The sequence below is a fragment of the Streptococcus sp. K0074 genome (assembly GCF_048843365.1).
In the GTDB taxonomy this organism is placed as follows: Bacteria; Bacillota; Bacilli; order Lactobacillales; family Streptococcaceae; genus Streptococcus; species Streptococcus mitis_BM.
This window is the reverse complement of sequence record NZ_CP184836.1, coordinates 1,953,768-1,978,401: the sequence shown is the minus strand read 5'-3', so window position 1 is coordinate 1,978,401 and position 24,634 is coordinate 1,953,768. Positions and strand designations below refer to the sequence as shown.

28 protein-coding genes and 2 pseudogenes are annotated in these 24,634 nt (G+C 39.7%); 26 read left to right on the top strand and 4 right to left on the bottom strand.

Translation table 11 applies throughout. The annotated features are described in order from the left end of the window. Positions 1-35 precede the first annotated feature (35 nt). Both ACN076_RS09830 and dnaJ read left to right on the top strand, forming a co-directional pair. Positions 36-668, top strand: a complete 633-nt coding sequence (locus ACN076_RS09830; protein WP_420789916.1) for a DJ-1/PfpI family protein — start codon at positions 36-38, stop codon at positions 666-668. Positions 669-866: 198 nt separating this feature from the next. Further along, positions 867-2,003 carry a molecular chaperone DnaJ gene (dnaJ, locus tag ACN076_RS09825; RefSeq protein WP_420789915.1) on the top strand — a complete coding sequence of 379 codons (1,137 nt, stop codon included), beginning with the start codon at positions 867-869 and terminating at the stop codon, positions 2,001-2,003. Positions 2,004-2,283: 280 nt separating this feature from the next. On the opposite strand, the gene ACN076_RS09820 is transcribed toward dnaJ, so the two are convergent. Further along, on the bottom strand, positions 2,284-2,571 hold the full coding sequence (locus ACN076_RS09820; protein ID WP_000777754.1) for a hypothetical protein: 288 nt from the start codon (positions 2,569-2,571) through the stop codon (positions 2,284-2,286). A 9-nt stretch (positions 2,572-2,580) separates the two neighbouring features. After that, positions 2,581-2,991 (bottom strand): HIT family protein, encoded by a 411-nt coding sequence (locus tag ACN076_RS09815; protein ID WP_001278320.1) that lies wholly within the window; start codon positions 2,989-2,991, stop codon positions 2,581-2,583. Between the two features lie 67 nt (positions 2,992-3,058). Between ACN076_RS09815 and ACN076_RS09810 the strand changes: the two genes are divergently transcribed. Both ACN076_RS09810 and ACN076_RS09805 read left to right on the top strand, forming a co-directional pair. Continuing rightward, positions 3,059-3,790, top strand: a complete 732-nt coding sequence (locus ACN076_RS09810; RefSeq protein WP_420789914.1) for an ABC transporter ATP-binding protein — start codon at positions 3,059-3,061, stop codon at positions 3,788-3,790. After that, positions 3,787-4,836: an ABC transporter permease gene (locus ACN076_RS09805; protein ID WP_420789913.1), complete on the top strand. Its 1,050-nt coding sequence runs from the start codon at positions 3,787-3,789 to the stop codon at positions 4,834-4,836. The genes ACN076_RS09810 and ACN076_RS09805 overlap by 4 nt, the downstream gene beginning before the upstream one ends. 61 nt (positions 4,837-4,897) lie before the next feature. On the opposite strand, the gene ACN076_RS09800 is transcribed toward ACN076_RS09805, so the two are convergent. Next, the gene (locus ACN076_RS09800) at positions 4,898-5,227 is read right to left on the bottom strand and encodes a helicase BlpT (protein WP_420789912.1); all 330 of its coding nucleotides are present in this window, start codon (positions 5,225-5,227) and stop codon (positions 4,898-4,900) included. A gap of 295 nt (positions 5,228-5,522) precedes the next feature. On the opposite strand from ACN076_RS09800, the gene ACN076_RS09795 reads away from it, so the two are divergent. From ACN076_RS09795 to ACN076_RS09755, 9 genes and pseudogenes are all read left to right on the top strand, one after another. Next, on the top strand, positions 5,523-6,260 hold the full coding sequence (locus ACN076_RS09795) for a response regulator transcription factor (RefSeq protein WP_420789911.1): 738 nt from the start codon (positions 5,523-5,525) through the stop codon (positions 6,258-6,260). Between the two features lie 13 nt (positions 6,261-6,273). Further along, positions 6,274-7,614 (top strand): sensor histidine kinase, encoded by a 1,341-nt coding sequence (locus tag ACN076_RS09790; protein ID WP_420789910.1) that lies wholly within the window; start codon positions 6,274-6,276, stop codon positions 7,612-7,614. Between the two features lie 1,252 nt (positions 7,615-8,866). Then, complete coding sequence (locus tag ACN076_RS09785) at positions 8,867-9,271, top strand: immunity protein (RefSeq protein WP_420789909.1); 405 nt, start codon at positions 8,867-8,869, stop codon at positions 9,269-9,271. Positions 9,272-9,353: 82 nt separating this feature from the next. Beyond that, positions 9,354-9,737: an immunity protein gene (locus tag ACN076_RS09780; protein WP_420789908.1), complete on the top strand. Its 384-nt coding sequence runs from the start codon at positions 9,354-9,356 to the stop codon at positions 9,735-9,737. A gap of 63 nt (positions 9,738-9,800) precedes the next feature. After that, positions 9,801-10,490 carry a CPBP family intramembrane glutamic endopeptidase gene (locus tag ACN076_RS09775; RefSeq protein WP_420789907.1) on the top strand — a complete coding sequence of 230 codons (690 nt, stop codon included), beginning with the start codon at positions 9,801-9,803 and terminating at the stop codon, positions 10,488-10,490. Between the two features lie 40 nt (positions 10,491-10,530). Then, a complete protein-coding gene (gene blpZ / locus ACN076_RS09770) occupies positions 10,531-10,779 on the top strand; it encodes an immunity protein BlpZ (protein WP_420789906.1) in 249 nt (82 codons plus the stop codon). Positions 10,780-10,808: 29 nt separating this feature from the next. Continuing rightward, a pseudogene (locus tag ACN076_RS09765) lies at positions 10,809-11,162 on the top strand (CPBP family intramembrane glutamate endopeptidase); the annotation flags it as partial. Between the two features lie 92 nt (positions 11,163-11,254). Beyond that, complete coding sequence (locus ACN076_RS09760) at positions 11,255-12,379, top strand: AAA family ATPase (protein ID WP_261024207.1); 1,125 nt, start codon at positions 11,255-11,257, stop codon at positions 12,377-12,379. Then, complete coding sequence (locus ACN076_RS09755) at positions 12,366-13,202, top strand: hypothetical protein (protein WP_420789905.1); 837 nt, start codon at positions 12,366-12,368, stop codon at positions 13,200-13,202. Before ACN076_RS09760 ends, ACN076_RS09755 begins: the two co-directional genes overlap by 14 nt. 209 nt (positions 13,203-13,411) lie before the next feature. On the opposite strand, the pseudogene ACN076_RS09750 reads toward ACN076_RS09755, so the two are convergent. Beyond that, a pseudogene (locus ACN076_RS09750) lies at positions 13,412-13,953 on the bottom strand (transposase); the annotation flags it as partial. Between the two features lie 264 nt (positions 13,954-14,217). On the opposite strand from ACN076_RS09750, the gene ccrZ reads away from it, so the two are divergent. The 13 genes from ccrZ (at position 14,218) to ACN076_RS09685 (ending at position 24,584) form a co-directional block, all read left to right on the top strand. Next, positions 14,218-15,012 (top strand): cell cycle regulator CcrZ, encoded by a 795-nt coding sequence (ccrZ, locus tag ACN076_RS09745; RefSeq protein ID WP_000363005.1) that lies wholly within the window; start codon positions 14,218-14,220, stop codon positions 15,010-15,012. Next, positions 15,009-15,644, top strand: a complete 636-nt coding sequence (trmB, locus tag ACN076_RS09740) for a tRNA (guanosine(46)-N7)-methyltransferase TrmB (protein WP_261045446.1) — start codon at positions 15,009-15,011, stop codon at positions 15,642-15,644. Before ccrZ ends, trmB begins: the two co-directional genes overlap by 4 nt. 125 nt (positions 15,645-15,769) lie before the next feature. Next, a complete protein-coding gene (gene rimP / locus ACN076_RS09735) occupies positions 15,770-16,249 on the top strand; it encodes a ribosome maturation factor RimP (protein ID WP_269793355.1) in 480 nt (159 codons plus the stop codon). 43 nt (positions 16,250-16,292) lie between these two features. Beyond that, positions 16,293-17,429, top strand: coding sequence for a transcription termination factor NusA (nusA, locus tag ACN076_RS09730; protein ID WP_000032285.1), 1,137 nt, complete (start codon positions 16,293-16,295; stop codon positions 17,427-17,429). A gap of 21 nt (positions 17,430-17,450) precedes the next feature. Continuing rightward, positions 17,451-17,744: an RNase P modulator RnpM gene (gene rnpM / locus ACN076_RS09725; protein WP_000857562.1), complete on the top strand. Its 294-nt coding sequence runs from the start codon at positions 17,451-17,453 to the stop codon at positions 17,742-17,744. Next, positions 17,737-18,036 carry a YlxQ-related RNA-binding protein gene (locus ACN076_RS09720; RefSeq protein ID WP_001041390.1) on the top strand — a complete coding sequence of 100 codons (300 nt, stop codon included), beginning with the start codon at positions 17,737-17,739 and terminating at the stop codon, positions 18,034-18,036. The genes rnpM and ACN076_RS09720 overlap by 8 nt, the downstream gene beginning before the upstream one ends. A gap of 16 nt (positions 18,037-18,052) precedes the next feature. Beyond that, on the top strand, positions 18,053-20,854 hold the full coding sequence (gene infB, locus ACN076_RS09715; RefSeq protein WP_420789904.1) for a translation initiation factor IF-2: 2,802 nt from the start codon (positions 18,053-18,055) through the stop codon (positions 20,852-20,854). Between the two features lie 250 nt (positions 20,855-21,104). Further along, positions 21,105-21,455, top strand: a complete 351-nt coding sequence (gene rbfA / locus ACN076_RS09710) for a 30S ribosome-binding factor RbfA (protein ID WP_420789903.1) — start codon at positions 21,105-21,107, stop codon at positions 21,453-21,455. Positions 21,456-21,661: 206 nt separating this feature from the next. Then, positions 21,662-21,844: a hypothetical protein gene (locus ACN076_RS09705; protein WP_153209242.1), complete on the top strand. Its 183-nt coding sequence runs from the start codon at positions 21,662-21,664 to the stop codon at positions 21,842-21,844. Between the two features lie 417 nt (positions 21,845-22,261). Then, a complete protein-coding gene (locus ACN076_RS09700) occupies positions 22,262-22,495 on the top strand; it encodes a DUF1858 domain-containing protein (protein ID WP_000368734.1) in 234 nt (77 codons plus the stop codon). Further along, complete coding sequence (locus ACN076_RS09695; RefSeq protein ID WP_153209240.1) at positions 22,495-23,829, top strand: DUF438 domain-containing protein; 1,335 nt, start codon at positions 22,495-22,497, stop codon at positions 23,827-23,829. The genes ACN076_RS09700 and ACN076_RS09695 overlap by 1 nt, the downstream gene beginning before the upstream one ends. A 9-nt stretch (positions 23,830-23,838) precedes the next feature. Continuing rightward, complete coding sequence (locus tag ACN076_RS09690) at positions 23,839-24,093, top strand: DUF1912 family protein (protein WP_000119706.1); 255 nt, start codon at positions 23,839-23,841, stop codon at positions 24,091-24,093. Positions 24,094-24,188: 95 nt separating this feature from the next. Next, positions 24,189-24,584: a helix-hairpin-helix domain-containing protein gene (locus ACN076_RS09685; protein ID WP_000038635.1), complete on the top strand. Its 396-nt coding sequence runs from the start codon at positions 24,189-24,191 to the stop codon at positions 24,582-24,584. The last annotated feature ends 50 nt before the right edge of the window (positions 24,585-24,634 follow it).

Sequence of the window (24,634 nt, the reverse complement as noted above, 5' to 3'; positions counted from 1 at the left end):
GCCTCTGTTTTTCGGTAAAATAGAGGGTGTAGCTTATGAAAAAAGTACTTTGTGTCATTTATCCTAATTTTTCTCTTTATGAGATAGCCTCTTTAACAAGTACTTTAGTTCTGTCTTATGACATCACGATTGATTATGTAGCTTCTGAGAATTCGATGGTGGTCTCTGAGGATGGTTTGCCCTGTCAACCGACGAAAACATTGGATCAGCTCCGTATAGAAGATTATTCTTGTGTGATTTTGCCAGGAATGGTAAATATAGGTCCTGCTCTACAAGATGAGAAATTGATCTCGTTTTTGAGAAGTCTTAATGAGCAAGATATCCTAATTGCAGCCATTTCTTCAGCGCCCCTTCTATTGGCGAAAGCAGGCTTGTTGAACGACACGAAATTTACAGGTGGAATTTGGCAAAACTTCTTTGACTATTTTGAATTTCTTCCACGTGAGAATTTCCAACCGAAAGTTCTTGTCCAAGATAAACAAATCATTACGGCTATCGATTTTGCACATCAAGAGTTTGCAAGAAAAGTGATTTTCGGTTTAGGGTTGGCAGAGAATACGGATAACTATTTTAAAGAACAGAACGAGTATGCTGAAGAGGATTTGATATTTACTCTATCAGATGAAGAGTTTAATCAAGTGAAGCAGAGTATAGAAAACAGCCTCTAAAGATTTACATGAAAATTATAGAAAGGAACAAAGGTGTTCAGGGAATTGAACACGGGTTCCCAAATTTCTTACTCAATATAAAAGAAAGGAATTGAACCCGACCTAAATTCTCGGAAAAAAGATAAATCTGCCTAGGAGCATCGCTTCAGCGTCAGATTTCCTATTTTTCAGTCGAATTTTACGGTCTTGGTATCTTGTATGAACAATACTGAATTTTATGATCGTCTGGGGGTGTCAAAAAACGCTTCGGCAGACGAGATCAAAAAGGCTTATCGTAAGCTTTCGAAAAAATACCACCCAGATATCAACAAGGAGCCTGGTGCTGAGGAAAAATACAAGGAAGTTCAGGAAGCCTATGAGACTTTGAGTGACGACCAAAAACGTGCTGCCTATGACCAATACGGTGCTGCTGGAGCCAACGGTGGTTTTGGTGGAGCTGGTGGTTTCGGCGGTTTCGATGGGGCAGGTGGCTTCGGTGGTTTTGAAGATATCTTCTCAAGTTTCTTCGGCGGAGGTGGTGCTTCACGCAATCCAAATGCTCCTCGTCAAGGAGATGACCTCCAGTATCGTGTGAACTTGACCTTTGAAGAAGCTATTTTTGGAGCTGAAAAAGAGGTTAAGTACAATCGTGAAGCAAGCTGTCGTACATGTAATGGCTCAGGTGCTAAGCCAGGAACAAGTCCAGTCACTTGTGGACGCTGTCATGGCGCTGGTGTCATTAACGTCGATACACAGACTCCGCTTGGTATGATGCGTCGCCAAGTAACCTGTGATGTCTGTCACGGTCGCGGAAAAGAAATCAAAGATCCATGTACAACTTGTCACGGAACAGGTCATGAAAAACAAGCCCATAGTGTACATGTAAAAATCCCTGCTGGTGTGGAAACTGGTCAACAAATTCGCCTAGCTGGTCAAGGTGAAGCAGGCTTTAACGGTGGACCTTATGGTGACTTGTATGTAGTGGTTTCTGTGGAAGCCAGCGACAAGTTTGAACGTGAAGGAACGACTATTTTCTACAATCTCAACCTCAACTTTGTCCAAGCGGCTCTTGGTGATACAGTTGATATCCCAACTGTTCATGGTGATGTTGAATTGGTTATCCCAGAGGGAACTCAGACTGGTAAGAAATTCCGTCTACGTGGCAAGGGAGCTCCGAGCCTTCGTGGCGGTGCAGTTGGTGACCAATATGTTACCGTTAATGTCGTAACACCGACAGGTTTGAACGAACGCCAAAAAGCAGCGCTTAAAGAATTCGCAGTTGCTGGTGATTTAAAAGTTAATCCAAAGAAAAAGGGATTCTTTGACCACATTAAAGATGCCTTTGATGGAGAATAAAGTAAAAAGAGCCGTCGGGCTCTTTTTGCTTTATAGATTTTTTAAGACTTTCCTTAAGTAATGACGGACGGTAGCGACCTTCTTCGAAGTTCCATACCTAAACTTTGAGCCTAGGTATCAAAGTTTCCGAACACCTGAAACCAAGCTGTTTCAGGTGTTTTCATTACGGCGGAAAGTCTTCGATTTAGTTGTGAAATGGTGAATGAGTTTTCTAAATTATGATGTATAGTTGATGGGGTATAACTTGTTTACCTTTTAAAAAAGAGCCGTCGGGCTCTTTTTACTTATCTTCGATTTCCTGTGTTTCTTTGATAACAGCTAGTCTAGTCTGGATATCTTTTTCCAAGACTTTAAACTTGTAAGTCAGGTCTTCTTGATATTCCTTGATGAGTTCTTTTTGCTGGTCAATGATTTGCAGGCTATTTTGGATAATATCCACATCATCCTTGATAGCTTGAACGCGGTCAGTGGTATTCAAGACTTCATCTGTGATGGTTTGGCGATTTTTTGTGACCAGATAACTTCCGGCTGCAGCTCCTGCAAATAGCAGTAGGTTGGATAATTTCATGGCAACTCCTTAGGCATTTTTGATAGTTTCAGCGACTTGAGCGAGTTTGTCAAAGTCTGGTTCGTGGGCGATAAAATCAATCTTGAGGTCATCGTCCGCACTGTAGCGAGGTACGAGGTGGACGTGGGTATGAAAGACGGTTTGACCAGCGACTTCTTCACAGTTGGCAATGATATTCATACCAGCAGCCTTAGTAGCTTTCATGACTTTTTGAGCTACTTTTGGTACTTGGGCAAAGAGTTGACTGGCGCTAGTAGCGTCCATTTCCAAAAGATTGCGATAGTGTTCTTTTGGCACGACCAAGGTGTGTCCAGGTGTCACTTGAGAGATATCAAGAAAGGCAAGAACCTGCTCATCTTCATATACTTTTGAAGCAGGAATTTCCCCTGCGATGATTTTACAAAAAATGCAATCTGACATAAAATCTACCTCTACTGTATTGAATTTTGATATAATATAGCTACATTATACCAGATTTGGAGAAAATATGTTAGAAATTAAAAACCTGACAGGTGGCTATGTTCATGTCCCTGTCTTGAAAGATGTGTCCTTTACTGTTGAAAGTGGGCAACTGGTCGGTCTGATTGGTCTCAATGGTGCTGGAAAATCGACGACAATCAATGAGATTATTGGTCTGTTGACACCTTATAGTGGCTACATCAATATCAATGGCTTGACCCTGCAAGAAGATGCAACGAGCTATCGCAAGCAAATTGGTTACATTCCCGAGACACCTAGCTTGTATGAGGAATTGACCCTCAGAGAGCATATCGAAACGGTTGCCATGGCTTATGGTATTGAGCAGAAAGTGGCTTTTGATCGAGTAGAACCTTTGTTAAAAATGTTCCGTCTGGACCAGAAATTAGACTGGTTCCCTGTTCATTTTTCAAAAGGGATGAAACAGAAGGTCATGATTATCTGTGCTTTTGTGGTGGATCCGAGTCTCTTTATCGTAGATGAGCCTTTTCTTGGTCTTGATCCGCTGGCTATTGCAGACTTGATTCAGCTTTTGGAAGTGGAAAAGCAAAAGGGAAAGTCCATTCTCATGAGTACCCACGTGCTGGATTCAGCGGAGAAGATGTGTGATGCCTTTGTTATTCTCCACAAGGGTGAGGTGCGTGCCAAGGGGAATCTCTTGCAACTGCGCGAAGCCTTTGACATGCCTGAGGCTAGTTTGAATGATATTTACTTGGCTCTGACCAAAGAGGAGGAGCTATGAAAGACTTGTTTTTAAAGAGAAAGCAGGCTTTTCGTAAGGAGTGTCTTGGTTATCTGCGCTATGTTCTCAATGACCACTTTGTCTTGTTCCTGCTTGTTCTGCTGGGATTTCTAGCCTACCAGTACAGTCAACTCTTGCAAGATTTTCCTGAAAATCATTGGCCTATCCTTTTATTTGTAGGAATTACGTCTGTTTTACTTTTGCTTTGGGGAGGAATTGCCACCTATATGGAGGCTCCAGACAAGCTCTTTCTCTTAGTCGGAGAAGAGGAAATCAAACTCCATCTCAAGCGTCAAACTGGCATTTCCCTAGTCTTTTGGCTCTTTATACAGACCCTTTTCTTGTTGTTATTTGCGCCCTTATTTTTAGCCATGGGCTATGGCTTGCCTGTTTTTCTGGTCTATGTGCTTTTATTGGGAGTAGGTAAATATTTCCTCTTTCGTCAAAAGACTAGTAAATTTTTCACGGAAACTGGATTGGACTGGGACTATGTTATTTCCCAAGAAAGTAAGCGTAAGCAAGTCTTGCTTCGTTTCTTTGCCCTCTTTACGCAGGTAAAGGGAATTTCAAACAGCGTTAAGCGTCGTGCCTATCTGGACTTTATCCTAAAGGCTGTTCAGAAGGTGCCTGGAAAGATTTGGCAAAATCTCTATCTGCGTTCTTATCTGCGAAATGGAGACCTCTTTGCCCTCAGTCTCCGTCTGCTCTTGCTTTCCATACTGGCGCAGGTCTTTATCGAGCAAGCTTGGATTGCGACAGCAGTGGTAGTTCTCTTTAACTACCTCTTGCTCTTCCAGTTGCTGGCCCTCTATCATGCCTTTGACTACCAGTATTTGACTCAACTTTTTCCACTAGATAAGGGGCAAAAGGAAAAAGGCTTACAGGCGGTAGTCCGAGGATTGACCAGTTTTGTTTTACTTGTGGAATTAGTTGTTGGGTTGATTACCTTCCAAGAAAAACTAGCCCTTCTAGCCTTACTGGGAGCTGGTTTGGTTTTACTAGTCTTGTATTTACCTTATCAGGTCAAACGTCAGATGCAGGACTAACATTGCCTATATGATATTAAAAAAGAAGTTGAGTTCAGTTTGTCTCAACTTCTTTTATTTTCTACAGGATAATGGTTGGTCCGTAGAGACTCAACTTGGTCTTGACTTGGTCAAAGTGGAAGCGGTCATAGGCCCGCCAAGCGGCGCGAGTTGGAGCATCTGGATCAAGAGCGCTGAGTCCCATGAGAAGACTGGAAGTCTGGTAGAATTTTTCCAGTTCAATCAAGACTCGATTATCCACTGTCTCAGCCTTGGCTAGAAAACCAAGAATAGAGTCTAATTGCTCCTGAAAGCGGACGTCGTCAGCGCTTGCCTGTTTGCATGCTTGGTAGTTTTTGTTTAAGTCAGTAATCAAGGTTTGAGCTCTTTTGATAGGGTCTGTATCTGTCATGAGAATTCCTCCTCTAATCTGGGTGCTAGTCTTGTTTCTAGCAACTGTGTTTTGATACTGTCAGTCTATCACTTTTATCTCCTTTTCAACCATAAAATCTTTAATTGTCCTTGAAATTTCCTGAATGGTACTGTTAAGATTTTATGATAAAATAGTGGTAAGATTATCATGCTTATTTGAGGAACAAGCTACCCTTCAGGAGCATTAAAGGCCTGTTTAGGATTTGGTTGGCTTGTATCATAGTATTTTTGCTATTCTCTTTTTAGGAAGAAATCGAAACAAGGAGAGTAAGAAGATGAGAATATTTGTTTTAGAAGATGATTTTTCCCAACAGACTAGGATTGAAGCGACGATTGAGAAACTCTTGAAAGAACATCACATCACTCCCAGCTCTTTTGAAGTTTTTGGCAAACCAGAGCAACTGCTGGCTGAAGTGCATGAGAAGGGGGCCCATCAGCTATTCTTTTTGGATATTGAGATTCGAAATGAGGAGATGAAGGGTCTGGAAGTGGCTAGAAAGATTCGGAATCGGGATCCTTATGCCCTGATTGTCTTTGTGACGACTCACTCGGAGTTTATGCCCCTGTCCTTTCGCTACCAAGTGTCTGCTTTGGACTACATTGATAAGGCCTTGTCGGCAGAGGAGTTTGAATCTCGGATCGAGACAGCCCTTCTCTATGCCAATAGTCAAGACAGTAAAAGTCTGGCGGAAGATTGCTTTTACTTTAAATCAAAATTTGCCCAATTTCAGTATCCTTTTAAAGAGGTCTACTATCTCGAAACATCGCCCAGAGCCCATCGTGTTATTCTCTATACCAAGACAGACAGACTGGAATTTACAGCGAGTTTAGAGGAGGTTTTCAAGCAGGAACCTCGTCTCTTGCAGTGCCACCGCTCTTTTCTCATCAATCCTGCCAATGTGGTTCGTTTGGATAAGAAAGAAAAACTTCTTTACTTTCCCAATGGTGGAAGCTGTATGATAGCGCGTTATAAGGTCAGGGAAGTGTCTGAAGCTATCAATAACTTGCATTGAGCTAGGAGAGTTTATGAATATTGCTTGGATATTGTTGTATACACTTGTTACTCATGGGTTAGAAATTGTCATTTTCTTTAAGGTGGATGGAATTGGTATCACTTTTGAGAGGATTTTTAAGGCTTTTCTTTTTAAGATACTGTTGGCCTTTGTTTTTTTAATGATTGAATATATGGTAGGAGATAATTACCTATTTTATTTTATGGAACCCTTGTACGGCATAGGCTTGTCTTTCTTACTGTTAAGAGGGCTTCCTAAAAAACTCCTCTTCTTTTATGGTCTCTTTCCAATGATATTGGTAAATCTCTTTTATAGAGGGGTCTCCTATTTTGTGCTTCCATTTTGGGGACAAGAAATTGTAGATAAAGGTAGCAATCCTATCTTTTTATTGATGACGATATTCGTTTGCTTCATAGTTTTAGTCTTTTTGAAATGGTTGGACTATGATTTCACTAACTTGAGAAAGGAGATTCTCGATAAAGGTTTTCAAAAGTCCCTGACCACGATTAACTGGATAATGGGGGCTTATTATCTAGTGATGCAAAGTCTGTCTTTCTTTGAATATGAACAAGGTATTCAATCAACGACTGTTCGCCATCTGATTCTAGTGTTTTACTTGCTCTTTTTTATGGGGATTATCAAGAAACTGGATACCTATTTGAAGGACAAACTCCATGAGAGATTGGACCAAGAGCAGGCCTTGCGCTACAGAGATATGGAGCGATATAGTCGGCATATAGAGGAACTTTACAAGGAAGTCCGGAGCTTTCGCCATGACTACACTAACCTCTTGACCAGTTTACGTCTAGGCATTGAAGAGGAGGACATGGAGCAGATAAAAGAGGTCTACGACTCGGTCTTAAAGGATTCTAGTGAAAAATTGCAGGACAATAAATATGACCTTGGACGACTCGTAAATATTCGTGACCGTGCCCTCAAAAGTCTTCTAGCAGGGAAATTTCTAAAAGCTAGAGATAAGAAGATTGTCTTTAATGTCGAAGTTCCTGAGGAGATTCAGGTTGAGGGGATGAGCCTACTTGATTTTCTAACCATTGTGTCTATCCTTTGTGACAATGCCATTGAAGCTAGTGTAGAAGCCTGTCAACCTCACGTTTCAATCGCCTTTTTAAAAAATGGAGCACAGGAGACCTTTATCATTGAAAACTCCATCAAAGAAGAGGGCATCGATATTTCTGAAATTTTCTCCTTTGGAGTCAGTTCTAAAGGGGAGGAGAGAGGAGTTGGTCTCTATACCGTTATGAAAATTGTGGAAAGCCATCCTAATACCAGTCTAAATACCACCTGTCAAAATCAAGTCTTTCGTCAGGTACTTACTGTGATACATATAGAATGAAGAAAAAATAAGACCGAGAGTTCTTGTTTCTCGGTCTGTATAGCTAAATAGGTAAGCAAAGTAGTTTTGAGTTACAGTAAATTGCTTGTATGAAATAATTTTCTCTATCATCAACTATCGGGAGGGGCTTCTAATTTTTGAAATCTAATTCTGCTATATCTACTTTTTATTTTTAGTTTTTAACAATCCTATTATAGATAGAGTTATTAAAGTTATGGACATTAAACTGCTAAAAATAAATACTTTTGATGTTAATCCAATAGAAAATAGTAATATTCCATAAAAAATATTGGATATGTAATAAATCTTATTTTTCATGATTACTTGCCTCCGAATATAGATTCTTGCTATGTTACAAATGTGACAAGTTTAGTATAGCACTATTTTTAAAAAATTTTCATCCAAATCTTGAATGGTTATTGAAACATCTCGAATTGAACAAAAAACTTTCTCCTTACCAAAATAATGAATATCATTCAGAAACCAAAAATAATATATACTCTAGTTTGTGAGGTATCCTAGTATGAATAAGAAATCATTTTTTATCATCTGTTCTACGTTGATCATAGCATTGAATCTTCTCATGATTTCCGTGGTGAACAAGGGGGAAGAAACCGGGAGCAATCTGTTTGTGATTGCTATAGCCTGTGTTATGTTACCATCATTCTTATATGTGGTTGAGAACAGACTGACTTCATTGGTAAGAGTAGAATCAATACTCTTGATTCAGTTGACAGTTATATCCCTACTCTGTCTTATCAACAGAATAGGGAGTACGCCTGAAATCCTCAACATTATCATTACCCTTATCGCTTTTGCAAGTGGGACAGCCTGTATCCTGGTTGCGATTATGAGAATATATGAGAACAGACGGAAATAAGGCTGAATAGCTTTCTATTTTGTATTTTCACATTGTTAAATTCCCTTAGGGCAAGTATGTTTTTCATGCTTGCTTTTTTAATTTTTTACAATTCAAGATGTTTTGATGACCATTTATGATTTGAGTGTTCCAAGGTCAAAATGAGTGCTATACTAGCAGTGTAAAGGTTCTTGCTCAACTAAGATAAAGCATACATTTAGGAGGAAATTTTATGAAGAAAAAAATACTGATTATTTTCGTTCTGTATCTGATTATGTCTATCCTTCTTTATCCGCTTAGGGAGAGTATTTGGTATCATCTATTTTATACCATAGCTTATATGATTGCGGTTATAATCTATCTTGCTTTAACTAAAAAGAAAGGAGAAAAGAAATGAAAACTTTTCTTGCTAAAAAACGGAACATCTTCCTTACGAGATTGTTCCTAGGTCAGTTGCCCTTACTTGTCTCTACTTATCTATTTCTATCTCGTCAGTTTTTAAATTTTTCTTTAATTTTCCAATTTCTTTTAGTGGTTATTAACTTAGCTTCCATTTTGGTCACTGTTTACCTCACTAGGGAGATGAGGATAAGAGAGTTTGAAGACGATGATTTGGTTAGTCCTAGAACCAATCAACTCATGTATATCGGCTTGACAGGTTTTATGTCTATTATATGTTTGTATAGAGGTATTGCAGCAGGAGAATTCTATCAACAATTAATTGCCTATATTGGCGCTATTCTCTGCTTGATCATCATGCTTCTACTCATTTGGGGTTTGAAATATTATAAAAAGTAGCTTTCTTTCCTCTTTTATCAGGATATTTGAGTAGAAGGCTTTATTAAAAAGTTCGTGAAATAAATGAATGGAGGTATTTAATATGAAATACAGATTATTTCTTGTTATTTTCTTGAGTAGTATTTTGAATCTTCTTTTAGGGACATTTTTACAAATCTCTAATGTATCGATTGGGTGGCTTGTTCTCTACAGTGGCTTGTTTGAAGCAGGCATTTTCCTTCTTGCTAATAAAGGGGTGGCGGTAAAAATCAAGGAAGTAGATATTCGAAATCGCTTTAAATTTATTTTTGGAAAAACCTTATGGTTTCAAATTATTTTGCTCATCTTTTTGATAATCAAACTTTATCTTGGTTTGGATGCGAGGTTGATTTTATTCTATGGACATATTTTCATTGTCTTTAATGCCTTAATGTATCTATTATCTAGTAGTCAGGTTAGCATTAAAAAGAACAAGCTGTCTTCTTAATCTTGCAGTAGTAGAGCCTGACAAGGCGAGCCATCCTGCCTTGTAGATAGTAGGAGGATTTATATGAAAAAACACGCTATTCTTTTCAAAACGAGTGCAATTCTTTCTTATTTGTTTCTGTTTTTCGGACTGTCTTGGACAACCCAATTTTGGAGCAATTATTGGGAGTTCTCGTCTTGGGTAGGAAATATTATCTGGATTCGAAACATCATCAGCCTTCTCTTTATCTGCTTGATGATTTGGATTTTGGTTAGGTCGGGCCATGCTTATCTCTTTCGTATCCCTAGAAAAAAGTGGTTGAGCTATTCCGTCCTGACGGTGTTAGCAGCTGTTGTGCTTATCTGTTTTAACTATCTGACAGCTAAACACGTTCAGGGGACGAACGAAGGTTGGAATTTGTTTATTGCCTATAGTGAGACCAATTTTGCGGAGTTTGGTGTTTACCTAACCTTAATCGTACTAGGACCTCTGATGGAAGAATTGGTGTGTAGAGGACTGCTTCAACATGCTTTCTTTAAGAATTCGAGGTGGGGGTTGGATCTTCTCTTTCCGTCATTCTTATTTGCCTTGCCCCACTTTTCTAGCTTGCCAAGTTTCGCAGATATTCTTGTCTATACGGCAGTGGGCTGTCTATTTGCCTGTCTAACACGTTATACGAAGAGTATCTATCCTTCTTATTCGATCCATATTGTTAATAATATCATTGCAAACTTACCATTTTTGCTCACTTTTCTACATAGGGTCTTGGGGTAAAAAATAAAAGGCTTGCTTTTCAGCCATAGAGGAGGTCATCATGTATAAACACTTATTTTTCCTAGATTCCAAAACCTTAGACTGGTTGACGCCCTATATTCTAGTCTTGGCATCTGACACCATTGCTTTTAATATTTTTGTGCCAACCTTTGTATTTGTTGTGGTCTTTTATTTCCTAAATCCCATGCTATCTTTAATGGCTATCTTCTTAGGGGGTGGTTATGTGGTCGGATTTTGGTTACTAAAATGGTTTGTTTTGGAAAGGCTAGAACTAAAGAATGACGTGTAGGAAGTCTGTTTGGTGAGGAGGATAGTTTTATGGAGTTTTTTGATAAATTTCATGCCTTGTGCTTTGGATTTTTAGTACTACTAATCGTCATTACAGTTCCTTATACGATTAACCATGGGGATTTTTTTCAAAATGAATCTGAATTGATTATTGTAAGTCTTCTAGTAACCTCGCTGAGTGTTGCTTATGCTAGAAAGTTTGAAATGATTTCTTTTGGGATGTTAAGCAAGAAACAACTTTTGCTTTTCATTGCAATCTTTCTTCTAAGTGTGCTTGAGACGCTGGTTTATATTCATTTCTTCGCTATTTCTTCTGGCGCAGGAGTTCAACACTTGGCGGAAGTCAGCAGAGGAATTTCTCTGTCTTTGATTTTGACGCTAAGCTGGATTCTAGAAAATAGCTAAAATTCTTTGACAATTGGATTATTCTTTAGTATTATAAAGGTGGTGTAAAAAAATTACACTAAGGAGGAAACATGATTAAAACGTTTAAAGTTAAAGGTTTTAAGAATTTTAAAGATGAATTAATCTTCGATTTCACCTCAGGGAATTACGAATATAATACTGATGCAATTCAAGATAACCTTGTTAAAGATTCACTAATCTATGGAGATAACGCCAGCGGGAAATCCAATTTAGGCTTGGCTCTTATGGATATAGTTTCACATTTGACAGATAAACATATCAGAAGAGAAGAATATGATAAACATTACTTAAATTTAGACAGTGATATAGATATAGCAGAATTTGAATATACTTTTCAGTTTGATAAGGATGAACTTATATATAGATATAAGAAATCTAGCTTTCTAAGATTAGTAGAAGAAATTGTTTTGATTAATGGAACTCCAGTAATAGACTCTCGTCAAAAAAATGAGAGAGAAAAAGCAACCTTGAAAGGTACCGAGCATCTAACATTTGATTTTGATACTGAGGATCTATCGTTAGTTAAATATATTAGGAATAATACCGCATTAAATCCTAAGACAGATAAAAATGTTGAAGTATTTTTACTTTTTATGGATTTTGTCAATAGAATGCTATCTTTTGATTCGCTGGACGGAAACAGGTATAGAGGTTTTAAAACAGGTTCGGAATCCATTGCCTCAGCAATTATTGAGACTGGAAACCTTAGTAACTATAATCAATTTTTAAAAGATTTAGGTATAGATTATAATCTATTTGAAAAAGAGGTTGATGGAGAAAAACAGATTTATGTGAAATTTGACTCAGGCAAGGAAGTAGAGTTTTGGGGCATTATGTCTAAAGGGACTAGATCACTAACACTTTTCTTTTATTGGTATTTATCGTTTGAAAAAGAAGTTCGTTTTGTTTTTATGGATGAATTTGATGCATATTTTCATAATGATGTTTCTCGTGAAATTATTAAAAGATTAATAAAAATACGATCTCTCCAATTAGTTATAACAACACATAATACCACTAATATGTCTAATACTTTATTACGACCAGATTGTTATTACATCATTGAAGATAATGAAATATCTAGTCTTTCAAATAAAACAGATATGGTTATAAGAAAAACACAAAATTTAGAGAAAATGTACAGAACAGGGTTCTTTGCTGATGTCAAAAACTAAAAGAATACTATTTATTACTGAGGGCAAAAAACCGGATACAAAACTCGTGAAATCGGTTTGCAATTTTCAAAGTGACTTTTTTTCTCATAAAATTGATTATGAAATAGTCATTTTTTCTACAAACATTTATTCCTTATATAATAAATTAAAAGAAAACCAATATGAACAAACAGTAGAACATATTTGTGAATTATCTGATGGGGAATTTGAATATACTAGCGAGGACTTCTCTTTAATTTATCTCTTTTTCGATTTAGACGCCCAACACTATAAAGAAGATAAAAAAGATAAAGATGTAGAAAAAATATATAACGAAATATATAACAAAATTGAGGAGATGTTAAATTTATTTGATAATGCAACCGAAAATGGTAAACTTTTTTTAAGTTATCCTATGGTGGAAGCCAATAATTACTTTCATGAAAGATTTATAAATTGTGATAGTATTAATCTTATTACATACCCTGTGTTTAGCGATGTTCACTTTAAAGATGCGTGTAAGATTTTTATTAAAGAAAATGGTCCATTTCAAATTAGAATGAAAGATAAAAATCAAATTTGGCTTAGTTTGATTCTTTATACAACTTATATATTATTTTATTTAAAAATCAATTCATTTATTCAAGAGGGGACTATAGATTCTAAAGACATATTTTTAAAGCAGTATAACGACTTTATATTACCTCTTGAACGAGTATTGTTACTTAGTGCATTTCCGCAATATTTACTTGATTTTTATGGAGTTGAAAGATTTATAGATAATGAACGACTGCAAATGTTATTAAAAAATGAAGTTGCTATGGGGATTACCCATGTTGGATAATTTTAGCTATGTTGAAAATTCTAAATTTTTACATTATTCACTTTTATTGTCACCTCCCAAAATAATAAATTTTCTATATCTTGTAGTCAAACACAGATAGTCGATAGGTGAATTTTTGAATTATCTAGTTTTTGTGTGAGACAATATAATTATTTTAGCATTTCGTAAAATTTTTGGCTCTTTGTCAACTGTAGTGGGTTGAAGAAAAGCTAAGATCTAGAAAGGACAAATTTCGTCCTTTCTTTTTTGATATTTAGAGCGATGAAAATCCGTTTTTTGAAGTTTTCAAAGTTCCGAAAACCAAAGGCATTTCGCTTGACTTGATAAGTTTAATGAGATTATTAGTCGCCTCCAATTTGGCGTTAGAATAGGGTAGTTGAAGATCGTTGACAATCTTTTCTTTATCCTTGAGGAAGGTTTTAAAGATAGTCTGAAAAAGAGGATGAACCTGCTTAAGATTGTCCTCAATAAGTCCGAAAAATTTGTCAGGCTCCGTATTCTGAAAGTGAAAAAGCAAGAGTTGATAGAGATGATAGTGGTGTTTCAAGTCTTCTTAATAGCTCAAAAGCTTGTCTAGAATTTCTTTATTCGTCAAGTGCATACGAAAAGTAGGGCGATAAAATCGTTTATCACTCAATTTACGACTATCCTGCTGAATGAGTTTCCAGTAGCGTTTAATAGTCTTGTATTCATGAGATGTTCTATCGAATTGATTTATGATTTGGACACGAACACGACTCATAGCACGGCTGCTACTATCCTAAAATCAAAAAACATCTTATAATGGTAGTTATGAAACTTACAAACGAAGAAATATAGAAAATTGAAAAACTCCTAAGAGATTCATCGTACGCCAAATATCACAAACGTCTACAGATTATTTATTTTTGCTCAAAAGGAAAGAGTTATAAGGAAGTTACCCGAAATGCTTTTCTTTGAGAATCGGGCGTGGAGCGGTTGACGAATAGGTCAAAAACTAGTAGAATAGTAAGGAAACTTTATACGGAGGAAAGAAATGGATTTGGGTGATAATGAGCTAACACTGACTCCCATACCTGGGAAAAGTGGCAAGGCTTATATGGGTAGCTATCCTGATGGGAAGCGCATCTTTGTAAAAATGAACACCTCTCCAATCCTACCTGGTCTAGCTAGAGAACAAATTGCTCCACAATTATTATGGAGTCGCCGTTTGGCAGATGGGCGTGATATGTGTGCTCAAGAATGGTTGACAGGCAAGATATTGACCCCCTATGATATGAATCGTAAACAAATCGTCAATATTTTAACCCGCCTTCATCGCTCACGTCCGTTGATGACACAGTTGAGTCGTTTGGGCTATGCCATGGAAACACCTGTAGATTTACTGCAGTCTTGGCAAGAAACGGCTCCAGATGCTTTGCGTAAAAATCATTTTATCAGTGAAGTGATGGCTGATTTACGTCAGACTATTCCAGGATTTAGAGAGGACTATGCGACCATTGTCCATGGAGATGTACGACATAGTAATTGGATTGAGACAGATAGTGGCTTGATTTATTTGGTGGATTGGGATTCGGTTCGCTTGACCGACCGCATGTTTGATGTGGCCCATATGCTCTGCCATTATATTCCAGAACATCAGTGGAAGGAATGGTTGACCTACTACGGTTACAAGTACAATCAAACGGTATTAAATAAATTGTATTGGTACGGTCAATTGTCTTATTTGAGCCAGATTTCCAAGTATTATATGAACCAAGATTTAGAAAATGTCAATCGGGAGATTCATGGCTTGCGTCACTTCCGAGACAAGTATGGAAAGAGAAGATGAGAGTTAGAAATCGTAAAGGGGCGACAGAATTACTAGAGGCAAATCCCCAGTATGTGGTCCTCAATCCCTTGGAAGCCAAGGGGAAATGGCGGAACTTGTTCGGGAACGACAATCCCATTCATGTGGAAGTTGGAAGTGGAAAGGGTGCCTTTGTTTCAGGTATGGCCAAGCAAAACCCTGACATCAACTATATCGGGATTGATATTCAAAAGTCTGTTTTGAGCTACGCTTTGGACAAGGTGCTTGAAGTTGGAGTACCGAACATCAAGCTCTTGTGGGTAGATGGTTCTGACTTGACTGACTACTTTGAAGACGGTGAGATTGATCGCTTGTATCTGAACTTTTCAGATCCATGGCCGAAAAAACGCCATGAAAAGCGTCGTTTGACCTACAAGAGTTTCCTAGATACCTTCAAGCGTATCTTGCCTGAAAATGGAGAAATTCATTTCAAGACGGATAACCGTGGCTTGTTTGAGTACAGCCTAGTGAGCTTTTCTCAGTATGGCATGAAGCTCAATGGTGTCTGGCTTGATTTACATGCCAGTGATTTTGAAGGCAATGTCATGACAGAATACGAGCAAAAATTCTCCAACAAGGGGCAAGTTATCTACCGAGTTGAGGCGGAATTTTAAGAAATAGCCTGAAATCAGGCTGTATAAGTGCTTTTGCTTTACATAAGTAGTAAAAAGTGCTATACTAAGAGTAAGAATATGAAAAGTGAGGCGGGGAAATATCTTCGCCTCTTGCTTATGAGGAGGTGGACGCAATCGCAACAATCGTAGAATTAGTCAGAGAAGTTGTAGAACCTGTCATAGAAGCACCTTTCGAACTCGTGGATATCGAGTATGGAAAGATTGGCAGTGACATGATTCTCAGTATTTTTGTAGATAAACCTGAAGGAATTACCTTGAACGACACGGCAGACTTGACAGAAATTATCAGTCCTGTCCTAGACACCATCAAGCCAGATCCCTTCCCAGAACAATATTTCCTAGAAATCACCAGTCCAGGCTTGGAACGTCCTTTAAAAACCAAGGATGCCGTTGCTGGAGCGGTTGGGAAACACATCCATGTCGGGCTCTACCAAGCCATCGATAAGCAAAAGGTCTTTGAAGGAACCTTGTTGGCCTTCGAAGAGGATGAGTTGACCATGGAATATATGGACAAGACGCGTAAGAAAACTGTCCAAATTCCATACAGTTTAGTATCAAAAGCACGTTTAGCAGTTAAATTATAGAAAAAGAAAGGATAGCTTTTGAGGATTCAAAAGTGAAGAAAACATGAGTAAAGAAATGCTAGAGGCCTTCCGCATTTTGGAAGAAGACAAGGGAATCAAAAAAGAAGACATCATCGACGCAGTAGTAGAGTCGCTTCGTTCCGCTTATCGCAGACGCTATGGTCAATCAGACAGCGTAGCCATTGACTTCAACGAAAAAACAGGTGACTTTACAGTTTATACTGTCCGTGAAGTTGTTGATGAAGTATTTGATAGCCGTTTGGAAATCAGCTTGAAAGATGCTCTTGCCATTAATTCAGCCTATGAGCTTGGTGACAAAATCAAGTTTGAAGAAGCGCCTGCTGAGTTTGGTCGTGTAGCAGCCCAATCTGCCAAACAAACCATCATGGAAAAAATGCGCAAGCAAACACGTGCCATCACTTACAATACTTACAAAGAACATGAGCAAGAAATCATGTCTGGTACAGTAGAACGCTTTGACAACCGCTTCATCTATGTCAACCTTGGTAGCATCGAAGCCCAATTGTCAAAACAAGACCAAATTCCTGGAGAAGTTTTTGCTTCTCATGATCGTATTGAAGTTTATGTCTACAAGGTTGAAGACAACCCTCGCGGTGTGAACGTCTTTGTTAGCCGTAGCCATCCAGAAATGATCAAACGTTTGATGGAGCAAGAAATTCCAGAAGTTTATGATGGAACTGTTGAAATCATGAGCGTGGCTCGTGAAGCTGGTGACCGTACTAAGGTTGCTGTTCGTAGCCATAATCCAAACGTGGACGCTATTGGTACAATCGTTGGACGTGGTGGAGCTAACATCAAGAAAATCACTAGCAAATTCCACCCAGCTCGCTACGATGCCAAGAGCGACCGTATGGTACCAATCGAAGAAAATATCGATGTTATCGAGTGGGTAGCAGACCCAGCTGAATTTATCTACAATGCCATCGCTCCTGCTGAGGTTGATCAAGTTATCTTTGATGAAAACGACAGCAAACGTGCCTTGGTGGTTGTTCCTGATAACAAGCTTTCTCTTGCTATCGGTCGTCGTGGGCAAAACGTTCGCTTGGCAGCTCACTTGACTGGTTACCGTATCGATATCAAGTCTGCTAGCGAATTTGAAGCCATGGAAGAAGCTGGTTCGGTAGATTTGGAAGCAGAAAACGATACTGTAGAAGAATAAAAGCTGCTAGAGGAGGGAAAGATGAAAACGAGAAAAATCCCTTTGCGCAAGTCTGTTGTGTCCAATGAAGTGATTGATAAGCGTGATTTGCTTCGTATTGTCAAAAACAAAGAAGGGCAAGTCTTTATCGATCCGACAGGCAAGGCTAATGGCCGTGGCGCTTATATCAAACTAGACAATGCAGAAGCCTTAGAGGCGAAAAAGAAGAAGGTCTTTAACCGCAGCTTTAGCATGGAAGTGGAAGAAAGCTTTTATGACGAGTTGATCGCTTATGTGGATCACAAAGTGAAAAGAAGAGAGTTAGGACTTGAATAAGCAAAAGATAAGCAATCTCTTGGGACTTGCTCAACGAGCAGGGCGGATCATATCGGGTGAAGAATTGGTTGTCAAGGCCATTCAAGACGGCAAGGCCAAGTTGGTCTTTCTAGCTCATGATGCTGGACCCAATCTGACCAAGAAGATTCAAGATAAAAGTCATTATTATCAAGTAGAAATTGTAACCGTGTTTTCAACACTGGAATTAAGCATAGCAGTCGGAAAATCGAGAAAGGTTTTGGCTGTGACAGATGCTGGATTTACAAAGAAAATGAGGTCTCTTATGGAATAGAAGAGGAGGACATGATTTGTCTAAGAAAAGATTGTACGAAATCGCAAAAGAACTTGGAAAAGAAAGTAAAGAAGTTGTAGCGCGTGCAAAAGAGTTGGGCTTGGATGTGAAAAGCCACTCATCAAGTGTGGAAGAAGCTGTCGCTGCAAAAATCGCTGCCAGCTTTAAACCTGCAGCTGCTCCGAAAGCAGAAGCAAAACCTGTAGCACCAAAAGCAAGTGCAGAAAAGAAAGCCGAGAAATCTGTGCCAGCTAAACCAGCTGTAGCCAAGGAAGAGGCAAAACCTGCTGAGCCAGTCGCTCCTAAAACAGAAAAAGTAGCAGCTAAACCGCAAAGCCGTAATTTCAAGGCTGAGCGTGAAGCTCGTGCCAAAGAGCAGGCAGAACGACGCAAGCAAAATAAGGGCAATAACCGTGACCAACAACAAAATGGCAACCGTCAGAAAAACGACGGCCGTAATGGTGGAAAACAAGGTCAAGGAAACCGCGACAATCGCCGTTTTAACGACCAAGCTAAGAAACAGCAAGGCCAGCAAAATCGTGGTAATGAGCGCCGTCAACAAGAGGACAAACGTCCAAATCAAGCGGCTCCACGTGTTGACTTTAAAGCCCGTGCAGCAGCCCTAAAGGCAGAGCAAAATGCAGAGTACGCACGTTCAAGTGAGGAACGTTTCAAGCAGACTCAGGCTGCCAAAGAAGCCTTGGCCCAAGCAAACAAACGCAAGGAGCCAGAGGAAATCTTTGAAGAAGTGGCTAAGTTAGCTGAACAAGCGCAACAAGCACAGCAAGTTCAAGCAGTGGTTGAAGTCGTCCCTGAGAAAACAGAACCTGCAGTGGATACACGTCGTAAAAAACAAGCTCGACCAGACAAAAATCGTGACGATTATGATCACGAAGAAGATGGTCCTAGAAAACAACAAAAGAATCGAAGTAGTCAAAATCAAGTGAGAAATCAAAAGAATAGTAACTGGAATAACAACAAAAAGAACAAAAAAGGCAATAACAAGAACAACCGTAATCAGACTCCAAAACCTGTTACAGAGCGTAAGTTCCATGAATTGCCAACAGAATTTGAATATACAGATGGTATGACCGTTGCGGAAATCGCAAAACGTATCAAACGTGAACCAGCTGAAATCGTTAAGAAACTTTTCATGATGGGTGTCATGGCCACACAAAACCAATCCTTGGATGGGGAAACAATTGAGCTCCTCATGGTGGATTATGGTATCGAAGCCAAACAAAAAGTTGAAGTGGATAATGCCGATATCGAACGTTTCTTTGTCGAAGATGGTTATCTCAATGAAGATGAATTGGTAGAGCGTCCACCAGTTGTAACCATCATGGGACACGTTGACCACGGTAAAACAACACTCCTAGATACCCTTCGTAACTCTCGTGTTGCGACAGGTGAAGCAGGTGGGATCACTCAGCATATCGGTGCCTACCAAATCGTGGAAAATGGTAAGAAGATTACCTTCCTTGATACACCAGGACACGCGGCCTTTACATCTATGCGTGCGCGTGGTGCATCTGTTACCGATATTACTATCTTGGTCGTAGCGGCAGATGACGGGGTTATGCCTCAGACTATCGAAGCCATTAACCACTCAAAAGCGGCCAACGTTCCAATCATCGTAGCCATCAACAAGATTGATAAACCAGGTGCCAACCCAGAACGCGTTATCGGTGAATTGGCAGAGCATGGAGTTATGTCAACTGCTTGGGGTGGAGATTCTGAATTTGTTGAAATCTCAGCTAAATTTAACCAAAACATCGAAGAATTGTTGGAAACAGTCCTTCTTGTAGCTGAAATCCAAGAACTCAAGGCAGACCCAACAGTGCGTGCGATAGGTACCGTTATCGAAGCTCGCTTGGATAAAGGAAAAGGTGCGGTCGCAACCCTTCTTGTTCAACAAGGTACCTTGAATGTCCAAGATCCAATCGTTGTCGGAAATACCTTCGGTCGTGTCCGTGCTATGACTAATGATCTTGGTCGTCGTGTTAAAGTTGCTGGACCATCAACACCAGTTTCTATCACAGGTTTGAACGAAGCACCAATGGCGGGTGACCACTTTGCCGTTTACGAGGATGAAAAATCTGCGCGTGCAGCCGGTGAAGAGCGTGCCAAACGTGCCCTCATGAAACAACGCCAAGCTACCCAACGTGTCAGCCTTGAAAACCTCTTTGATACCCTTAAAGCTGGTGAGCTTAAGTCAGTTAACGTTATCATTAAGGCCGACGTACAAGGTTCTGTTGAAGCCCTTTCTGCCTCACTTCAAAAGATCGACGTAGAAGGTGTCAAAGTTACTATTGTCCACTCAGCGGTCGGTGCTATCAATGAATCAGACGTGACCCTTGCCGAAGCTTCAAATGCCTTTATCGTTGGTTTCAACGTACGCCCTACACCACAAGCTCGTCAACAAGCCGAAGCTGACGATGTGGAAATCCGTCTCCACAGCATTATCTACAAGGTTATTGAAGAGATGGAAGAAGCTATGAAAGGGATGCTTGATCCAGAATTTGAAGAAAAAGTTATCGGTGAAGCAGTTATCCGTGAAACCTTCAAGGTGTCTAAAGTGGGAACTATCGGTGGATTCATGGTTATCAACGGTAAGGTTACTCGTGACTCTAAAGTCCGTGTTATCCGTGATGGTGTCGTTATCTATGACGGCGAACTCGCAAGCTTGAAACACTACAAAGACGACGTGAAAGAAGTTACAAACGGCCGTGAAGGTGGATTGATGATTGACGGCTACAATGATATTAAGATGGATGATGTGATTGAGGCTTATGTCATGGAAGAAATCAAAAGATAAGATTTTTGCTCCTTTCTTAGGTGGTGAGGGACGCAAGCAAACCGATGGTTTCATTGCTTATTTTTGAGCCTATGGTCTCAAAAATCCCCTGTGATGGGACTGATAAATCAGTTCCATCACTTTCACCACGGCGAAAGAAGCAGATCAGTTCAAATTGAACTTCGTTTCAATTTGAACTGAAAATCAAGAAGTTTAAAAATAGCTAGGTCTGCTGGCCTAGCTTTTGGTTCAAAGTAGAGAAAGGAATATCATGGCAAATCATTTCCGTACGGATCGTGTGGGCATGGAAATCAAGCGTGAAGTCAATGAGATTTTGCAAAAGAAAGTCCGTGATCCGCGTGTCCAAGGTGTGACCATCACAGATGTTCAGATGCTGGGTGACTTGTCTGTTGCCAAGGTTTACTACACCATTTTTAGTAACCTTGCTTCAGATAACCAAAAAGCTCAAATCGGGCTTGAAAAAGCAACTGGTACTATCAAACGTGAACTTGGTCGCAATTTGAAATTGTACAAAATCCCAGATTTGACCTTCGTCAAAGACGAGTCCATCGAGTATGGAAACAAAATTGACGAGATGCTACGCAATCTGGATAAGAACTAAAGAAGAGGGGCAACCCTCTTTTTGGGTGGGGAAATGGCAATAAAACATGCTGGGGGAATCTTTCTAGACTTAAAAATTATTAAAAAGCTTTATAAAATTCAACTTGTATGATATTCTAGGAATTAGAAAGAGTAAATTTCACAGAAATGGCCAGCAAGACTGGCATCGTCAATATTTTAAAGTGTAGTTAAAAGAGGAAAGATAATATGAATCCTATCAAAGCTTTTGCTAAAACTTATGGTAATTACTTTTTGACCGTGCAAGGTGTAAAAGTGATGAAAACGATAAAGAAAGATGACCATGCCGTTGTCGGTCTGGGGAAACTCTTTATTGCAGACAAGTTAATGGATACGGCTCGGTGGCTCATCAAGCCAGAGGAGAGAGAATGAAATTTTTCTGGGCAATTCTTGCTATTATTTTTATCAAACCAATTTTTGGGATTTTGAAATTCTTTTGGATGATCATCTCTTTTGCAGTCCAATTGCTGTTTTACAAGCTATTATTTAAAATATTGGATTGGCTCTTTAAACTTATTTAGGTCGTAATTCAAGTCGCAGAGAACTAGCAGGAACTCCACTGCTAGTTTTTTAATCTCTTTCCTTGTGGTATAATAAAAGCAGTAAAATCATTTTATACTCTTCGAAAATCTCTTCAAACCACGCCAGCGTTGCCTTGCCGTAGGTATGGTTACTGACTTCGTCAGTTCTATCCACAACCTCAAAACACTGTTTTGAGCAACCTGCGGCTAGCTTCCTAGTTTGCTCTTTGATTTTCATTGAGTATTAGAACATACAATGGAGGTCGTCATGGACAATATCATCGATGTGTCAATTCCCGTTGCAGAAGTGGTGGACAAGCATCCAGAAGTCTTGGAAATTCTAGTGGAGTTGGGTTTTAAACCCCTTGCTAATCCCCTGATGCGTAATACTATCGGTCGCAAAGTATCGCTCAAACAGGGTTCTAAGCTTGAAGGAACTCCTATGGACAAGATTGTCCGCACGCTGGAAGCAAACGGCTACGAAGTGATTGGATTAGACTAATGGCAGATGAACGGATTCATGTCCTGCGGGATATTTTGTTAGAATTGCACAATGGCGCCTCTCCTGAGTCGGTTCAGGAGCGTTTTGATGCGACCTTTGCGGGTGTCTCAGCCATAGAGATTTCCCTCATGGAGCACGAGCTGATGAACTCAGACTCGGGCGTCACTTTTGAAGATGTCATGGAACTATGTGATGTCCATGCCAATCTTTTTAAAAATGCTATCAAAGGTGTTGAAGTAGAGGATACCGAACACCCTGGCCATCCAGTTCGGATCTTTAAGGAAGAAAATCTGGCCCTCCGTGCGGCCTTGATTCGCATTCGGAGATTGTTAGATACATATGAGTCTATGGAAGATGAAGAAATGCTGGCGGAGATGCGAAAGGGCTTGGTTCGTCAGATGGGACTTGTAGGTCAATTTGATATTCATTACCAACGTAAAGAAGAACTCTTCTTCCCCATCATGGAGCGCTATGGTCACGATTCGCCTCCTAAGGTCATGTGGGGAGTGGATGATCAGATTAGGGAACTCTTTCAAACAGCTTTAGCGACAGCCAAGTCACTACCTGAAGTGCCGATTTCCACTGTAAAAGAAGATTTTGAAGCTTTTGCGGCAGAGTTTGAAAGTATGATTTTCAAGGAAGAGTCCATCCTCCTCATGATTCTTCTTGAGTCCTTTACCCAAGATGATTGGCTTCAGATTGCGGAGGAGAGTGATGCCTACGGCTATGCCATCATCCGTCCGTCAGAAAAATGGGTGCCAGAAAGACAGAGTTTCGTCGAGGAAAAGAGTGAAGAGGAGCCTGTACAGCTAGATACGGCAGAGGGTCAAGTTCAGCAGGTTATCGATACGCCTGAAGGACAGTTCACCATTACCTTTACCCCTAAGGAAAAAGAAGCAGTGCTGGACCGCCATAGTCAACAGGCTTTTGGGAATGGCTATCTCTCGGTCGAGCAGGCCAATCTCATCCTCAATCACCTCCCCATGGAAATTACCTTTGTCAATAAAGATGATATTTTCCAGTATTACAATGACAATACGCCGGCTGATGATATGATTTTCAAACGGACGCCATCCCAAGTCGGACGCAATGTCGAACTCTGTCATCCACCTAAGTACTTGGACAAGGTCAAGACCATCATGAAGGGGCTTCGTGAGGGAAGCAAAGACAAGTATGAAATGTGGTTCAAGTCTGAGTCGCGAGGTAAGTTTGTCCACATCACCTACGCAGCAGTGCACGATGAAGAGGGAGAATTCCAAGGTGTGCTGGAGTATGTTCAGGATATCCAGCCCTACCGTGAGATTGACACGGACTATTTCCGTGGACTAGAATAAGGAGAAAAAATGAGTTACGAACAAGAATTTATGAAGGAATTTGAAGCCTGGGTCAATACCCAGATTATGATCAACGACATGGCGCACAAGGAAAGTCAAAAAGTCTACGAAGAAGACCAAGACGAGCGTGCCAAAGATGCTATGATTCGTTACGAAAGTCGCTTGGATGCTTATCAGTTCTTGCTTGGTAAGTTTGAAAACTTCAAAGCAGGCAAGGGATTCCATGATTTGCCAGATGGCTTATTCGGTGAGCGAAATTATTAAACGAGAAAGATTCTTGATTTTTTACTAAAATCTTGATAGAATATTTATATTAAATCCTTGTCAGAGCAGGGGTTTTTTATTGAAAGGATTTTATCATGTCAAAGAAACTCAATCGTAAAAAACAATTACGAAATAGCCTCCGTCGCGCAGGTGCCTTTTCAAGTACTGTGACTAAGGTTGTAGAAGAGACAAAAAAAGTCGTGAAACGTGCAGAGCAGTCAGCGAGCCAAGCTGGTAAGGCTGTTTCTAAAAAAGTTGAACAAGCAGTAGAAGCTACTAAAGAGCAAGCTCAAAAAGTAGCCAATTCTGTAGAAGATTTTGCAGCAAACTTGGGTGGGCTTCCACTTGATCGTGCCAAAACTTTCTATGATGAAGGAATTAAGTCTGCATCAGATTTCAAAAACTGGACTGAAAAAGAACTCCTTGCCTTGAAAGGAATCGGCCCAGCTACCATCAAGAAATTGAAGGAAAATGGTATCAAGTTCAAGTAATTTTTCCTGTGCCTTGCATTTCCGTCAAAATCTTGCTACAATAGAGCCAT

Coding starts and splice junctions, on each gene's coding strand:
- ACN076_RS09830 (WP_420789916.1), top strand. CDS start 36: ATGAAAAAAGTACTTTGTGTCATTTATCCTAATTTTTCTCTTTATGAG.
- dnaJ (WP_420789915.1), top strand. CDS start 867: ATGAACAATACTGAATTTTATGATCGTCTGGGGGTGTCAAAAAACGCT.
- ACN076_RS09820 (WP_000777754.1), bottom strand. CDS start 2,571: ATGAAATTATCCAACCTACTGCTATTTGCAGGAGCTGCAGCCGGAAGT.
- ACN076_RS09815 (WP_001278320.1), bottom strand. CDS start 2,991: ATGTCAGATTGCATTTTTTGTAAAATCATCGCAGGGGAAATTCCTGCT.
- ACN076_RS09810 (WP_420789914.1), top strand. CDS start 3,059: ATGTTAGAAATTAAAAACCTGACAGGTGGCTATGTTCATGTCCCTGTC.
- ACN076_RS09805 (WP_420789913.1), top strand. CDS start 3,787: ATGAAAGACTTGTTTTTAAAGAGAAAGCAGGCTTTTCGTAAGGAGTGT.
- ACN076_RS09800 (WP_420789912.1), bottom strand. CDS start 5,227: ATGACAGATACAGACCCTATCAAAAGAGCTCAAACCTTGATTACTGAC.
- ACN076_RS09795 (WP_420789911.1), top strand. CDS start 5,523: ATGAGAATATTTGTTTTAGAAGATGATTTTTCCCAACAGACTAGGATT.
- ACN076_RS09790 (WP_420789910.1), top strand. CDS start 6,274: ATGAATATTGCTTGGATATTGTTGTATACACTTGTTACTCATGGGTTA.
- ACN076_RS09785 (WP_420789909.1), top strand. CDS start 8,867: ATGAAAACTTTTCTTGCTAAAAAACGGAACATCTTCCTTACGAGATTG.
- ACN076_RS09780 (WP_420789908.1), top strand. CDS start 9,354: ATGAAATACAGATTATTTCTTGTTATTTTCTTGAGTAGTATTTTGAAT.
- ACN076_RS09775 (WP_420789907.1), top strand. CDS start 9,801: ATGAAAAAACACGCTATTCTTTTCAAAACGAGTGCAATTCTTTCTTAT.
- blpZ (WP_420789906.1), top strand. CDS start 10,531: ATGTATAAACACTTATTTTTCCTAGATTCCAAAACCTTAGACTGGTTG.
- ACN076_RS09760 (WP_261024207.1), top strand. CDS start 11,255: ATGATTAAAACGTTTAAAGTTAAAGGTTTTAAGAATTTTAAAGATGAA.
- ACN076_RS09755 (WP_420789905.1), top strand. CDS start 12,366: ATGTCAAAAACTAAAAGAATACTATTTATTACTGAGGGCAAAAAACCG.
- ccrZ (WP_000363005.1), top strand. CDS start 14,218: ATGGATTTGGGTGATAATGAGCTAACACTGACTCCCATACCTGGGAAA.
- trmB (WP_261045446.1), top strand. CDS start 15,009: ATGAGAGTTAGAAATCGTAAAGGGGCGACAGAATTACTAGAGGCAAAT.
- nusA (WP_000032285.1), top strand. CDS start 16,293: ATGAGTAAAGAAATGCTAGAGGCCTTCCGCATTTTGGAAGAAGACAAG.
- rnpM (WP_000857562.1), top strand. CDS start 17,451: ATGAAAACGAGAAAAATCCCTTTGCGCAAGTCTGTTGTGTCCAATGAA.
- rbfA (WP_420789903.1), top strand. CDS start 21,105: ATGGCAAATCATTTCCGTACGGATCGTGTGGGCATGGAAATCAAGCGT.
- ACN076_RS09705 (WP_153209242.1), top strand. CDS start 21,662: ATGAATCCTATCAAAGCTTTTGCTAAAACTTATGGTAATTACTTTTTG.
- ACN076_RS09700 (WP_000368734.1), top strand. CDS start 22,262: ATGGACAATATCATCGATGTGTCAATTCCCGTTGCAGAAGTGGTGGAC.
- ACN076_RS09695 (WP_153209240.1), top strand. CDS start 22,495: ATGGCAGATGAACGGATTCATGTCCTGCGGGATATTTTGTTAGAATTG.
- ACN076_RS09690 (WP_000119706.1), top strand. CDS start 23,839: ATGAGTTACGAACAAGAATTTATGAAGGAATTTGAAGCCTGGGTCAAT.
- ACN076_RS09685 (WP_000038635.1), top strand. CDS start 24,189: ATGTCAAAGAAACTCAATCGTAAAAAACAATTACGAAATAGCCTCCGT.